We start from the raw sequence: 13547 nt of genomic DNA, 5'->3' as shown, positions 1-13547 counted from the left end.
CCGTACGTACGCTCGAAGCATGTCCGACGTGTACGCGGCACGGCGCTCACGGCTCCTCGAACGGTGTGTCACCGGTGGCAGCGAGGCCGCCCTGGTGACCGGTCCGGCCAATGTCCGATACCTGGCGGGCGGTGCCCCGCCGGGGTCCGTGCTGCTGGTCGGCCCCGGCCATGACCTGCTGCTGTGCACGGTGGACCCCTTCGCCGACCACTCGGCCGGCACCGGCCCGGCCGGACGGCCCGCCGAGGACCTGCGGGTGCAGCTGCTGCCCAGCGCGGAGGGCGACCCGGCGGTGGCCGCCGCCGAGCGGGCCGCCGGCGCCGGGGTGGAGACCCTGGCGGTCGAGGAACACCATCTGACCGTGGCGCGCCACCGCGCCATGCGCTCGGTGGCTCCCCGGCTGCACCTGGAGGACCTGGGCCCGGCGGTGGAGCAGCAGCGCATCGTCAAGGACGGCGAGGAGATCGCCGCGCTGCGCATCGCCGCCGAGATCGCCGACCAGGCGCTGGGCGAGCTGCTGGAGTCCATCCTGGTGGGCCGCACCGAGCGGCATCTGGCCCTGGAGCTGGAGCGGCGGCTGGTGGACCACGGGGCGGGCGGCGCGGCCTTCCCCACCTCGGTGGGCACCGGCCCGCATTCCGGGCTGGCCGGGCATGTGCCGACCGACCGGCGGGTGGAGGAGGGCGATTTCCTCAGCGTCTGCCTGGGCGCCGACTACCGGGGCTACCACAGCGAGATCGCCCGTACCTTTGTCATCGGCACCTCGCCCGCCGAGTGGCAGATCGAGCTGTACGACCAGGTCTTCGCCGCCCAGCGGGCCGGGCGGGAGGCGCTGGCGCCGGGGACGCCGTACCGGGAGGTGGACCGGGCAGCGCGCCGGGTGCTGGAGGCGGCCGGGCACGGTGAGCGGGTCGGCCCGTCCATCGGGCACGGGGTGGGACTGGAAAACGGCGAGGACCCGCGTCTGGCGCCCTCGGCCATGGGTAAACTGGACGCTTGCGTGCCGGTCACCGTAGATCCGGGAGTCCACCTCCCGGGGCGGGGCGGCGTCCGGATCGATGACACGCTCGTCGTCCGCCCCGAGGCGGATGGCGGACCCGAGCTACTCACCATCACGACCAAGGAGCTGCTCGCGCTGTAGCGCGCGCCTTCGGGGTCCCAGTTCAGTCCAGGAGATTCCGCAACCGTGGCTTCCACGAACGACCTCAAGAACGGCATGGTGCTCAAGCTCGAAGGCGGCCAGCTCTGGTCCGTCGTCGAGTTCCAGCACGTCAAGCCTGGCAAGGGCCCCGCCTTCGTGCGCACCAAGCTCAAGAACGTGCTCTCCGGCAAGGTGGTCGACAAGACCTTCAACGCCGGTGTCAAGGTCGAGACGGCCACCGTTGACCGCCGCGACATGCAGTTCTCGTACATGGACGGCGACTACTTCGTCTTCATGGACATGCAGACCTACGACCAGCTGCACATCGACCGCAAGACGGTCGGTGACGCCGCCAACTTCCTGATCGAGGGCTTCGAGGCCTCGGTCGCCCAGCACGAGGGCGAGGTGCTCTATGTCGAGCTCCCGGCCGCCGTCGAGCTGACCATCCAGCACACCGACCCGGGCGTCCAGGGCGACCGCTCCACCGGTGGCACCAAGCCCGCCACCCTGGAGACCGGCTACGAGATCCAGGTCCCGCTGTTCATCTCCACCGGCGAGAAGATCAAGGTTGACACCCGCACCGGTGATTACCTCGGCCGGGTGAACAGCTAACCGTGGCCGCCCGTAGCAAGGCCCGTAAGCGCGCCTTCCAGATCCTCTTCGAGGCCGACCAGCGCGGTACCACCGTGCAGACGGTGCTCGCCGACTGGATCCGGCACTCACGGACCGACGACCGGCAGCCGCCGGTCACCGAGTACACCATGCGGCTGGTCGAGGGGTACGCCGGGCATGTGGACCGGATCGACGAGCTGATCAAGACCTATGCGGTGGACTGGGACCTGGACCGGATGCCGGCCGCCGACCGGAACATCGTCCGGCTCGGTGCGTACGAGCTGATCTGGGAGGACGAGACCCCGGACGCGGTGGCCATCGACGAGGCCGTGCAGCTGGCCAAGGAGTTCTCCACCGACGAATCGCCCACCTTCGTCAATGGTCTGCTGGGCCGGTTCAAGGAGCTGAAGCCGAACATCCGGCGTTCCTGAACCCTTTGCGGACGATGACGCGAAACCGCCGTGGGGCGGGAAACCTGATCAGGTTTCCCGCCCCACGGCGGTTTTATCGGACAAGAGCGGAGGTCAGGCGTCCTCGTGCTGCACGGCGCGACGGGCATCCGCGTCCAGCACGCCCCAGCTGATCAGCTGCTCGGTCAGCACCGAAGGCGACTGGTCATAGATGACGGCAAGAGTGCGCAGGTCGTCCTGGCGGATGGAGAGGACCTTGCCGTTGTAGTCGCCGCGCTGGCTCTGAATGGTGGCGGCATAACGCTGGAGCGGACCCGCCTTCTCGGCCGGGACATGGGCCAGCCGCTCAAGGTCCAGCACCAGCTTCGGCGGGGGCTCGGCGGCGCCGCCCGGCGTGGTGCCGGGCAGCAGCTCCTGCACGGGCACGCCGTAGAAGTCGGCCAGCTCGGCCAGGCGCTGCACGGTCACGGCACGGTCGCCGCGCTCGTACGAGCCCACCACCACGGCCTTCCAGCGCCCCTGGGACTTTTCCTCGACTCCATGGAGGGAGAGTCCCTGCTGGGTGCGGATGGCACGGAGCTTGGCCCCGAGCTGTTTGGCGTATTCGCTGGACATAAAGCTCCCCGGACGAAGAGTGGTAACTCACTGTGAGGTTACGCAGCGTAATCTGCCTTCGTCAAGCCGAATGGTTCATGCGGTGCACCGGCCAAGGGCCCGTTCACCGGCCCTCGGCGGTACTGGTACGGTGGACCACGCAATTTCGACGTCCTTTAATGTCCGTCCCGTGAGGCGGAGAAGGAGGTCCGTTTCGTATGGACGCAAATGCTCCGGCGCGTCCCGTGCTAGAAGCACCGGACATCGCCCGGGTTCTCACCCGCATCGCCCACGAAATCGTCGAGCGCGCCAAGGGCGCGGACGATGTGGTGCTGCTCGGCATTCCCACCCGGGGTGTCTTCCTCGCCCACCGGCTGGCCGCCAAACTCCAGGAGATCACCGGCGCCCGCACCCCGGTCGGCTCCCTCGACATCACCATGTACCGCGACGACCTCCGGCTGCGCCCGGCCCGTGCGCTGGCCCGTACCGAGATCCCCGGTGAGGGCATCGACGGCCGGCTGGTGGTCCTGGTGGACGATGTGCTCTTCTCCGGCCGCACCATCCGCGCCGCGCTGGACGCGCTGAACGACATCGGCCGCCCGCGCGCCGTACAGCTGGCGGTCCTGGTGGACCGCGGCCACCGCGAACTTCCCATCCGCGCCGACTATGTCGGCAAGAACCTCCCCACGTCGTTGCGGGAGACGGTCAAGGTGCAGCTCACCGAGGAGGACGGGCGCGACAGCGTCCTGCTCGGCGTGCACCCGGCCCCCGCCGGGCAGTAGCGGACCCACAGCGGACCCGGTGGCACCGGGCCCGCGAGCCCGCATGCCCGGCCAGTACTCCCGCATACCTCCCCAACATCGGAGTAATCCGGATGAAGCGTCACCTCATCTCGGCCGCCGACCTCTCCCGCGACGACGCCGTGCTGATCCTCGACACCGCCGAGGAGATGGCCCGGGTCGCCGACCGGCCGATCAAGAAGCTGCCGACCCTGCGCGGCCGCACCGTGGTCAACCTCTTCTTCGAGGACTCCACCCGCACCCGCATCTCCTTCGAGGCCGCCGCCAAGCGGCTGTCGGCCGATGTCATCAACTTCTCCGCCAAGGGCTCCTCGGTCTCCAAGGGCGAGTCGCTCAAGGACACCGCACTGACCCTGGAGGCCATGGGCGCGGACGCGGTGGTCATCCGCCACCACGATTCGGGCGCCCCCTACCGGCTGGCCAACTCCGGCTGGATCGAGGGCGCCGTGGTCAACGCCGGCGACGGCACCCATGAGCACCCCACCCAGGCCCTGCTGGACGCCTTCACCATGCGCCGCCGGCTGGTGGGCCCGGACGCCGGGCTCGGCCGTGACCTGGACGGCCGCCGGATCACCATCGTGGGCGATGTCCTGCACAGCCGGGTGGCCCGCTCCAACGTCCATCTGCTGACCACCCTGGGCGCCCAGGTCACCCTGGTCGCCCCGCCCACCCTGGTGCCCATCGGCGTGGAGCACTGGCCCTGCGAGGTCTCCTACGACCTGGACGCGGTGCTGCCCAAGTCCGACGCGGTGATGATGCTGCGCGTCCAGCGTGAGCGGATGAACGCCGCCTTCTTCCCCACCGAGCGGGAGTACGCCCGCCGCTACGGCCTGGACTCCGAGCGGATGGCCCGGATGCCGGAGCACGCCATCGTGATGCACCCCGGCCCGATGAACCGGGGCATGGAGATCACTGCCGAGGTCGCCGACTCCCCGCGCTGCACCGCGGTGGAGCAGGTCGCCAACGGCGTCTCCATCCGGATGGCCGTGCTCTATCTGCTGCTGGGCGGCGCGGAGCCCGCGGTGGCGGGAAACCGTACGACAGGTGAGCAGTGACCGCCCCCGCCCCCGCCCCCACCGACCACCCGCACCGCCCGCTCGGCGGAACCCCTGAGGAGATGCAGCGATCATGAGCAAGACCCTGATCCGCGGCGCCCGGCCGCTGGGCGGCGAGCCGCAGGACGTCCTGATCGACGGCGAGACCATCGCCGCGGTGGGCACCGGCCTGGACGCCGACGGCGCCACCGTCATCGAGGCGGACGGCCGGATCCTGCTGCCCGGCCTGGTGGACCTGCACACCCATCTGCGCGAGCCCGGCCGGGAGGACTCCGAGACCGTCCTGACCGGCACCCGTGCCGCCGCCGTCGGCGGCTACACCGCCGTACACGCCATGGCCAACACCTTCCCGGTGGCCGATACCGCCGGTGTGGTGGAGCAGGTCTGGCGGCTGGGCCGGCAGTCCGGCTACTGCGACGTCCAGCCGGTGGGCGCGGTCACCGTGGGCCTGGAGGGCAAGAAGCTCGCCGAGCTGGGCGCCATGCACGACTCCGCCGCCGGCGTGCGGGTCTTCTCCGACGACGGCAAGTGCGTGGACGACGCCGTGATCATGCGGCGGGCGCTGGAGTATGTGAAGGCCTTCGACGGCGTCATCGCCCAGCACGCCCAGGAGCCGCGGCTGACCGAGGGCGCTCAGATGAACGAGGGCGTGGTCTCCGCCGAGCTGGGCCTGGGCGGCTGGCCGGCCGTCGCCGAGGAGTCGATCATCGCCCGCGATGTGCTGCTGGCCGCCCATGTCGGCTCCCGGGTGCATATCTGCCATCTGTCCACCGCCGGCTCGGTGGAGATCGTCCGCTGGGCCAAGTCCAAGGGCTGGAATGTGACCGCCGAGGTCACCCCGCACCACCTGCTGCTCACCGACGAACTGGTGCGCAGCTACAACCCGGTCTACAAGGTCAACCCGCCGCTGCGCACCGAGGCCGATGTACGGGCCCTGCGCGAGGCGCTGGCCGACGGCACCATCGACTGTGTGGCCACCGACCACGCCCCGCACCCGCACGAGGACAAGGACTGCGAGTGGGGTGCGGCCGCCATGGGCATGGTGGGCCTGGAGACCGCCCTGTCGGTGGTCCAGCACACCATGGTGGACACCGGCCTGCTGGACTGGGCCGGGGTCGCCGACCGGATGTCCTTCCGCCCGGCCGCCATCGGCCGGCTGGCGGGGCACGGCCGGCCCATCGCCGCCGGAGAGCCCGCCAACCTCACCCTGGTCGATTCCGCTTACCGTGGTGTGGTGGACCCCGCGGGCTTCGCCTCCCGCAGCCGCAACACCCCCTACCAGGGCCTTGAGCTGCCGGGGCGCGTCACCCACACCTTCCTGCGGGGCCGGGCGACGGTCGTGGACGGGAATCTGACGTGACAACTTTGATCAACCTGGCGGGCGAGCAGAAGTCGCAGGCCGTGACCGACTGGGCGGCCCGCGCCGGCTGGGTGGTCGGGCTGCTGCTCTTTGTCGCCCTGCTCTACTGGCTGATGCGCGAGGGCTGGAAGTGGCGCGGCACCCTCCAGGGCGACCTCCCCGAGCTGCCCGCCGCCCCCGAGCGGCAGAGCGAGCCGCTGCTGACGATGACCGGCCGCTACCACGGCTCGACCACCGCCGGGCAGTGGCTGGACCGCATCGTCGCCCAGGGCCTGGGCACCCGCAGTCGCGCCGAACTCACCCTCACCGAGCAGGGCGTGAATGTGGTCCGTCCCGGCGCCCGCGACTTCTTCATCCCCGCTTCCGCCCTGCGCGGCGCCCGGCTGGACAAGGGCATCGCGGGCAAGGTCCTCACCGAGGGCGGCCTGCTGGTGATCACCTGGCAGCACGGCGAACGGACCATCGACTCCGGCTTCCGCTCCGATGCGGCGGACGGGCACCCGGCCTGGGTCGAAGCCATCTCCACCATGAACAGCACCACGGAAGGCGCACGATGACGACCTCCACCAGGGGGACCGCCAAGGTCCCCGCCGTACTCGTCCTGGAGGACGGCCGTACCTTCCACGGCCGCGCCTACGGGGCCGTGGGGTCGGCCTTCGGCGAGGCCGTCTTCTCCACCGGCATGACCGGCTACCAGGAGACCCTCACCGACCCCTCCTACCACCGCCAGGTGGTCGTCATGACCGCCCCGCACGTCGGCAACACCGGCGTCAACGACGAGGACCCGGAATCCTCCCGGATCTGGGTGGCCGGCTATGTGGTCCGCGACCCCGCCCGCACCCCCTCCAACTGGCGCTCCCGCCGCTCCCTCGACGAGGAGCTGCGCGCCCAGGGCGTGGTCGGCATCAGCGGTGTGGACACCCGCGCCCTCACCCGCCATCTGCGCGAGCGCGGTGCCATGCGGGTGGGCATCTTCTCCGGCAGTGTCCTGCCCGACGAGGGCACCATGCTGGCCGAGGTGCGCCGGGCGCCGGAGATGACCGGGGCCGACCTGTCCGCCGAGGTGGCCACCAAGGAGGCGTATGTCGTCCCGGCCATCGGCACCAAGCGGTTCACCGTGGCCGCCATCGACCTGGGCATCAAGGGCATGACCCCGCACCGGATGGCCGAGCGCGGCATCGAGGTGCATGTCCTGCCCGCCACCGCCACCGCCGAGGACGTCTACGCGGTCAACCCCGACGGCGTGTTCTTCTCCAATGGCCCCGGCGACCCGGCCACCGCCGACCACCCGGTCTCGGTGATGCGGGCGGTGCTGGAGCGCAGGACCCCGCTGTTCGGCATCTGCTTCGGCAACCAGATCCTCGGCCGCGCGCTGGGCTTCGGCACCTACAAGCTGAAGTACGGCCACCGGGGCATCAACCAGCCCGTGCAGGACCGTACGACCGGCAAGGTCGAGGTCACCGCGCACAACCACGGCTTCGCCGTGGACGCCCCGCTCGACCGGGCGACCGACACCCCCTACGGCCGCGCCGAGGTCTCCCACGTCTGTCTCAACGACAACGTGGTCGAAGGTCTCCAGCTGCTCGACCAGCCGGCCTTCAGCGTCCAGTACCACCCCGAGGCAGCCGCAGGTCCGCATGACGCCGCGTACCTGTTCGACCGCTTCGTCTCCCTGATGGAGGGCCAGCGTGCCTAAGCGCACCGACATCCAGTCCGTTCTGGTCATCGGCTCCGGCCCGATCGTCATCGGGCAGGCCGCCGAGTTCGACTACTCCGGCACCCAGGCCTGCCGGGTGCTGAAGTCCGAGGGCCTGCGGGTCATCCTGGTCAACTCCAACCCGGCCACGATCATGACCGACCCGGAGATCGCCGACGCCACCTATGTGGAGCCGATCACCCCGGAGTTCGTCGAGAAGATCATCGCCAAGGAGCGCCCCGACGCCCTGCTGCCCACCCTCGGCGGCCAGACCGCGCTCAACACCGCCATCGCGCTGCACGAGGCCGGGACGCTGGAGAAGTACGGCGTCGAGCTGATCGGCGCCAATGTCGAGGCCATCCACAAGGGCGAGGACCGCGACCAGTTCAAGACCGTGGTGGAGGCCGTCCGCGCCAAGATCGGCCATGGCGAGTCCGCCCGCTCGGTCATCTGCCACACCATGGACGAGGTGCTGGCGGGCGTCGAGACGCTCGGCGGCTACCCGGTGGTGGTCCGGCCCTCCTTCACCATGGGCGGCGCCGGCTCCGGCTTCGCCCATGACGAGGAGGAGCTGCGCCGCATCGCCGGCCAGGGCCTGACGCTCTCCCCGACCACCGAGGTGCTCCTGGAGGAGTCCATCCTCGGCTGGAAGGAGTACGAGCTGGAGCTGATGCGCGACAAGAACGACAATGTCGTGGTCGTCTGCTCCATCGAGAACTTCGACCCCATGGGCGTGCACACCGGTGACTCCATCACCGTGGCGCCCTCGATGACGCTGACCGACCGCGAGTACCAGATCCTCCGGGACATCGGCATCGCGGTGATCCGCGAGGTCGGGGTGGACACCGGCGGCTGCAATATCCAGTTCGCGGTCAACCCCGAGGACGGCCGGGTCATCGTCATCGAGATGAACCCCCGGGTCTCCCGCTCCTCCGCCCTGGCCTCCAAGGCCACCGGCTTCCCGATCGCGAAGATTGCCGCCCGGCTGGCGGTGGGCTACACCCTCGACGAGATCCCCAACGACATCACCGAGCAGACCCCGGCCTCCTTTGAGCCCACCCTGGACTATGTGGTGGTCAAGGCTCCGCGGTTCGCGTTCGAGAAGTTCCCCTCCGCCGACCCCACCCTCACCACCACCATGAAGTCGGTGGGCGAGGCCATGGCCATCGGCCGCAACTTCACCGAGGCGCTGCAGAAGGCGCTGCGCTCGCTGGAGAAGAAGGGCTCCCAGTTCGACTTCGTCTCCCCGGTGGGCGACAAGGAGGAGCTGCTGGCCAAGGCAAAGCTGCCGACCGACGGCCGGATCAACACGGTGATGGCCGCCATCCGCGCCGGGGCGAGCCAGGAGGAGGTCTTCCAGGCCACCCGCATCGACCCCTGGTTCGTGGACCAGCTGTTCCTGATCCATGAGATCTCCGAGGACCTGCGCACCGCCGCCGAGCTGGACCCCGCGCTGCTCGCCGAGGCCAAGCGGCACGGCTTCTCCGACGCCCAGATCGCCGCCATCCGCGGCCTGCGCGAGGATGTGGTCCGCGAGGTACGGCACGCCCTGGGCGTACGGCCGGTCTACAAGACGGTGGACACCTGCGCCGCCGAGTTCGCCGCGAAGACCCCGTACTTCTACTCCTCCTACGACGAGGAGTCCGAGGTCGCCCCGCGCCAGAAGCCCGCGGTGATCATCCTGGGCTCCGGCCCCAACCGCATCGGCCAGGGCATCGAGTTCGACTACTCCTGCGTCCACGCCTCCTTCGCGCTCAGCGAGGCGGGCTATGAGACGGTGATGGTCAACTGCAACCCGGAGACCGTCTCCACCGACTACGACACCTCCGACCGGCTCTACTTCGAGCCGCTCACCCTGGAGGACGTCCTGGAGATCGTGCACGCCGAGCAGCAGGCCGGCCCGGTGGCGGGCGTGGTGGTCCAGCTCGGCGGGCAGACCCCGCTGGGCCTGGCGCAGGCGCTCAAGGACAACGGCGTGCCCATCGTGGGCACCTCGCCGGAGGCCATCGACCTGGCCGAGGAGCGCGGGGCCTTCGGCCGGGTGCTCACCGAGGCCGGGCTGCCCGCGCCCAAGTACGGCACCGCCTTCTCCTTCGAGGAGGCCAAGACCATCGCCGCCGAGATCGGCTACCCGGTGATGGTCCGCCCCTCCTACGTCCTGGGCGGGCGCGGCATGGAGATCGTCTATGACGAGCCCTCGCTGGCCGGCTACCTGGAGCGGCACGCGGGCCTGATCTCCGAGCACCCGGTGCTGATCGACCGCTTCCTGGACGACGCCATCGAGATCGACGTGGACGCGCTCTACGACGGCCATGAGCTCTACCTGGGCGGCGTGATGGAGCACATCGAGGAGGCCGGCATCCACTCCGGCGACTCGGCCTGCGCCCTGCCGCCGATCACCCTGGGCGGCTTCGACATCAAGCGGCTGCGCAACTCCACCGAGGCCATCGCCAAGGGCGTCGGCGTCCGCGGCCTGATCAACATCCAGTTCGCCATGGCCGGGGACATCCTCTACGTCCTGGAGGCCAACCCGCGCGCCTCCCGTACCGTCCCCTTCACCTCCAAGGCCACCGCGGTACCGCTGGCCAAGGCCGCCGCCCGGATCTCGCTGGGCGCCACCATCGCCGAGCTGCGGGCCGAGGGCATGCTGCCCAAGTCGGGCGATGGCGGCACCCTGCCGATGGATGCGCCGATCTCGGTCAAGGAGGCCGTGATGCCGTGGTCGCGCTTCCGCGACATCCACGGCCGCGGGGTGGACACCGTGCTGGGCCCGGAGATGCGCTCCACCGGCGAGGTCATGGGCATCGACAATGTCTTCGGCACCGCCTACGCCAAGTCCCAGGCGGGCGCCTATGGAGCGCTGCCCACCAAGGGACGGGCCTTTGTCTCGGTGGCCAACCGCGACAAGCGCTCGATGATCTTCCCGGCCCGGGAGCTGGTGGCCCATGGCTTCGAGCTGCTGGCCACCTCCGGCACCGCCGAGGTCCTCAAGCGCAATGGCATCAACGCCACCGTGGTGCGCAAGCAGAGCGAGGGGGAGGGGCCGAACGGCGAGAAGACCATCGTCCAGCTGATCCACGACGGTGAGGTCGATCTGATCGTCAACACCCCCTATGGCACCGGCGGCCGGCTCGACGGCTATGAGATCCGTACCGCCGCGGTCGCCCGTGCGGTGCCCTGCCTGACCACGGTCCAGGCGCTGGCCGCCGCGGTCCAGGGCATCGAGGCCCTCACCAGGGGCGATGTCGGCGTCCGCTCCCTGCAGGAACACGCCGGACACCTGACCGCCGCCCGCGAGGCCTGAGACGGAAGACGGGGGACACCACGCGGTGTCCCCCTCTTCACGAGCCTCCACGCCCGAAAAGGCTGGAAATGTACCGACTCTTCTTCAACCTGATCTTCAAACGGATGGACCCCGAGCGGGCCCACCACCTGGCCTTCGCCTGGATCCGCGGCCTGGCCCGGATCCCGGTGCTGCGCACCTTCGCGGCCGCCGTGCTGGCCCCCCGCCACAAGGAACTGCGCACCGAGGCCCTGGGCCTGCGGATGCATGGCCCCTTCGGACTGGCCGCCGGCTTCGACAAGAACGCCGCCGCCATCGACGGCATGGCCATGCTGGGCTTCGACCATGTGGAGATCGGCACCGTCACCGCCCAGCCGCAGCCCGGCAACCCCAAGCAGCGGCTGTTCCGCCTGGTCGCCGACCGCGCCCTGATCAACCGGATGGGCTTCAACAACGACGGCTCGGCCGCCGTGGCCCGGCGGCTGGCCGAGCGGAACCCGGTGTTCCGGACCACCGTGGGCGTCAACATCGGCAAGACCAAGGTGGTGCCCGAGGCCGAGGCAGTGGCCGACTATGTCACCTCCACCGAGCGGCTGGCCGCCCACGCCGACTACCTGGTGGTCAATGTCTCCTCGCCCAACACCCCCGGCCTGCGCAACCTCCAGGCGGTGGACCAGCTGCGCCCCCTGCTGACCGCGGTCCGCGAGGCCGCCGACCGCACGGTCACCACCCGCCGCGTCCCGCTGCTGGTCAAGATCGCCCCCGACCTGGCCGACGAGGACGTGGACGCGGTCGCCGACCTCGCCGTGGAACTCGGCCTGGACGGCATCATCGCCACCAACACCACCATCGCCCGGGACGGCCTGGGCCTGCGCACCCCCCGCGAGACCGTCGAGGCCATCGGCGCCGGCGGCCTCTCCGGCGCCCCGCTCAAGACCCGCTCGCTTCAGGTGCTGCGCCGCCTGTACGCCCGGGTCGGCGACCGGATCACCCTGATCGGCGTCGGCGGCGTGGAGAGCGCCGAGGACGTCTGGGAACGCATCCTGGCCGGCGCCACCCTGGTCCAGGGCTACAGCGCCTTCATCTACCAGGGCCCGTTCTGGTGCCGCGCCATCCACCGCGGCCTGGCCGGGAAGCTGGCCGCCAGCCCGTACGCCACCCTCGCCGAGGCCGTCGGCGCCGACCACCGGAAGGTGACCGCATGACCTCTCTGGAACCCTTCGGTACGCGCCTGCGCCGCGCCATGGACGAGCGCGGCCCGCTCTGCGTGGGCATCGACCCGCATGCCGCGCTGCTCACCGACTGGGGGCTGACCGACGACATCGCCGGCCTGGAGCGCTTCAGCCGCACCGTGGTGGAGGCCCTGGCCGACCGGGTGGCCGTGCTCAAGCCGCAGTCCGCCTTCTTCGAGCGCTTCGGCTCACGCGGCATCGCGGTGCTGGAACGGACCGTGGCCGAGGCCCGGGCGGCCGGCGCCCTGGTGCTGATGGACGCCAAGCGCGGCGACATCGGCTCCACCATGGCCGCCTACGCCGCCACCTACCTCGACCCCGCCTCCCCGCTGTTCTCGGACGCGGTCACCGTCAGCCCGTACCTGGGCTATGGCTCGCTGCGCCCGGCCCTGGACCTGGCCCGGCAGAGCGGCACCGGGGTCTTCGTCCTGGCGCTCACCTCCAACCCGGAGGGCCCCGAGGTCCAGCACGCCGTCCGCGCCGACGGCTCCAGCGTGGCCGCGGCCATGCTGGACCACCTGCGGGCGGAGAACGCCGACGCGGCGCCGCTGGGCTCCTTCGGTGCGGTGGTCGGCGCCACCCTGGGCACCGCGCCCGCCGCCGATCTGGCCATCAACGGCCCGCTGCTGGCCCCCGGCATCGGCGCCCAGGGGGCCACCGCGGCCGACCTGCCCAAGGTCTTCGGCGCCGCGGCCGGGAACGTGGTCCCCAATGTCAGCCGGGGCGTGCTGCGGCACGGCCCGGACGTCACCGCGCTGCGCGAGAGCGCCGCGAGGTTCGCCGAAGAGGTGCGCTCGGCGGTGGAATCCGCGCTCCACTCGAAAAATTGACGGTTGTTATGTCCGGAAAAGTCCTGGTCGAGCAAGGCTGACCAGGACTTTTCGTCTGTTCTCGCTGACTGGAGCGGGATCGGCCGCTAGTCTCCGACAAGAGCGAACGTGCAAGCGCGTTGCTCGTTGCTCCCCAGGTGTGGGCCGACTAGGTTCCTCACCGGTCCGTATCCGACAGTTCGACATCCGAGGTGACGTAGGCGTGGCTCTTCCGCCCCTTACCCCTGAACAGCGCGCAGCCGCGCTCGAAAAGGCCGCCGCGGCTCGCCGGGAGCGCGCCGAGGTCAAGAATCGGCTCAAGCACTCCGGCGCCTCGCTGCACGAGGTCATCAAGCAAGGCCAGGAGAACGACGTCATCGGCAAGATGAAGGTCAGCGCCCTCCTGGAGAGCCTGCCCGGCGTGGGCAAGGTCCGCGCCAAGCAGATCATGGAACGACTCGGGATCTCCGAGAGCCGCCGCGTCCGCGGGCTCGGCTCCAACCAGATCGCCTCCCTGGAGCGGGAGTTCGGCAGCCACGCTGCCTGAGTTCCCAG

The 13547-nt window shown here is 70.4% G+C and carries 13 protein-coding genes; 12 read left to right on the top strand and 1 reads right to left on the bottom strand.

Annotated elements, in window-relative coordinates; all coding sequences use genetic code 11:
- Positions 1 to 19: 19 nt before the first annotated feature.
- The 3 genes from CV755_RS04530 to nusB are packed head-to-tail and all read left to right on the top strand — an operon-like array spanning position 20 to position 2184.
- Positions 20 to 1141 (top strand): aminopeptidase P family protein, encoded by a 1122-nt coding sequence (locus CV755_RS04530; RefSeq protein ID WP_109278825.1) that lies wholly within the window; start codon positions 20 to 22, stop codon positions 1139 to 1141.
- A gap of 45 nt (positions 1142 to 1186) precedes the next feature.
- The gene (gene efp / locus CV755_RS04525; RefSeq protein ID WP_109278824.1) at positions 1187 to 1753 is read left to right on the top strand and encodes an elongation factor P; all 567 of its coding nucleotides are present in this window, start codon (positions 1187 to 1189) and stop codon (positions 1751 to 1753) included.
- 2 nt (positions 1754 to 1755) lie between these two features.
- A complete protein-coding gene (nusB, locus tag CV755_RS04520; RefSeq protein ID WP_109278823.1) occupies positions 1756 to 2184 on the top strand; it encodes a transcription antitermination factor NusB in 429 nt (142 codons plus the stop codon).
- A 93-nt stretch (positions 2185 to 2277) separates the two neighbouring features.
- Here the strand turns inward: nusB and bldD are convergent, their stop codons facing one another.
- Complete coding sequence (gene bldD / locus CV755_RS04515; protein WP_004948690.1) at positions 2278 to 2778, bottom strand: transcriptional regulator BldD; 501 nt, start codon at positions 2776 to 2778, stop codon at positions 2278 to 2280.
- A gap of 197 nt (positions 2779 to 2975) precedes the next feature.
- Here bldD and pyrR point away from each other — a divergent pair, with 197 nt between their 5' ends.
- The 9 genes from pyrR (at position 2976) to CV755_RS04470 (ending at position 13539) form a co-directional block, all read left to right on the top strand.
- The gene (pyrR, locus tag CV755_RS04510) at positions 2976 to 3539 is read left to right on the top strand and encodes a bifunctional pyr operon transcriptional regulator/uracil phosphoribosyltransferase PyrR (protein WP_109278822.1); all 564 of its coding nucleotides are present in this window, start codon (positions 2976 to 2978) and stop codon (positions 3537 to 3539) included.
- A gap of 92 nt (positions 3540 to 3631) precedes the next feature.
- The gene (locus tag CV755_RS04505; RefSeq protein ID WP_109278821.1) at positions 3632 to 4612 is read left to right on the top strand and encodes an aspartate carbamoyltransferase catalytic subunit; all 981 of its coding nucleotides are present in this window, start codon (positions 3632 to 3634) and stop codon (positions 4610 to 4612) included.
- Positions 4613 to 4685: 73 nt separating this feature from the next.
- Positions 4686 to 5972, top strand: a complete 1287-nt coding sequence (locus CV755_RS04500; RefSeq protein WP_109278820.1) for a dihydroorotase — start codon at positions 4686 to 4688, stop codon at positions 5970 to 5972.
- The gene (locus tag CV755_RS04495) at positions 5969 to 6529 is read left to right on the top strand and encodes a PH-like domain-containing protein (protein ID WP_109278819.1); all 561 of its coding nucleotides are present in this window, start codon (positions 5969 to 5971) and stop codon (positions 6527 to 6529) included. The genes CV755_RS04500 and CV755_RS04495 overlap by 4 nt, the downstream gene beginning before the upstream one ends.
- Positions 6526 to 7668 carry a glutamine-hydrolyzing carbamoyl-phosphate synthase small subunit gene (carA, locus tag CV755_RS04490; protein ID WP_109278818.1) on the top strand — a complete coding sequence of 381 codons (1143 nt, stop codon included), beginning with the start codon at positions 6526 to 6528 and terminating at the stop codon, positions 7666 to 7668. Before CV755_RS04495 ends, carA begins: the two co-directional genes overlap by 4 nt.
- A complete protein-coding gene (carB, locus tag CV755_RS04485; RefSeq protein WP_109278817.1) occupies positions 7661 to 10972 on the top strand; it encodes a carbamoyl-phosphate synthase large subunit in 3312 nt (1103 codons plus the stop codon). Before carA ends, carB begins: the two co-directional genes overlap by 8 nt.
- Positions 10973 to 11040: 68 nt before the next feature.
- Positions 11041 to 12156: a quinone-dependent dihydroorotate dehydrogenase gene (locus tag CV755_RS04480; protein WP_109278816.1), complete on the top strand. Its 1116-nt coding sequence runs from the start codon at positions 11041 to 11043 to the stop codon at positions 12154 to 12156.
- The gene (pyrF, locus tag CV755_RS04475) at positions 12153 to 13013 is read left to right on the top strand and encodes an orotidine-5'-phosphate decarboxylase (protein ID WP_161968587.1); all 861 of its coding nucleotides are present in this window, start codon (positions 12153 to 12155) and stop codon (positions 13011 to 13013) included. The genes CV755_RS04480 and pyrF overlap by 4 nt, the downstream gene beginning before the upstream one ends.
- A gap of 202 nt (positions 13014 to 13215) precedes the next feature.
- Positions 13216 to 13539: an integration host factor gene (locus CV755_RS04470; RefSeq protein ID WP_109278815.1), complete on the top strand. Its 324-nt coding sequence runs from the start codon at positions 13216 to 13218 to the stop codon at positions 13537 to 13539.
- The last annotated feature ends 8 nt before the right edge of the window (positions 13540 to 13547 follow it).

This window comes from Streptomyces orinoci, from assembly GCF_003121295.1.
GTDB lineage: Bacteria > Actinomycetota > Actinomycetes > Streptomycetales > Streptomycetaceae > Streptomyces > Streptomyces orinoci.
The sequence above is the reverse complement of the archived record's forward strand: the minus strand, read 5'-3'. Positions and strand labels throughout refer to the sequence as shown.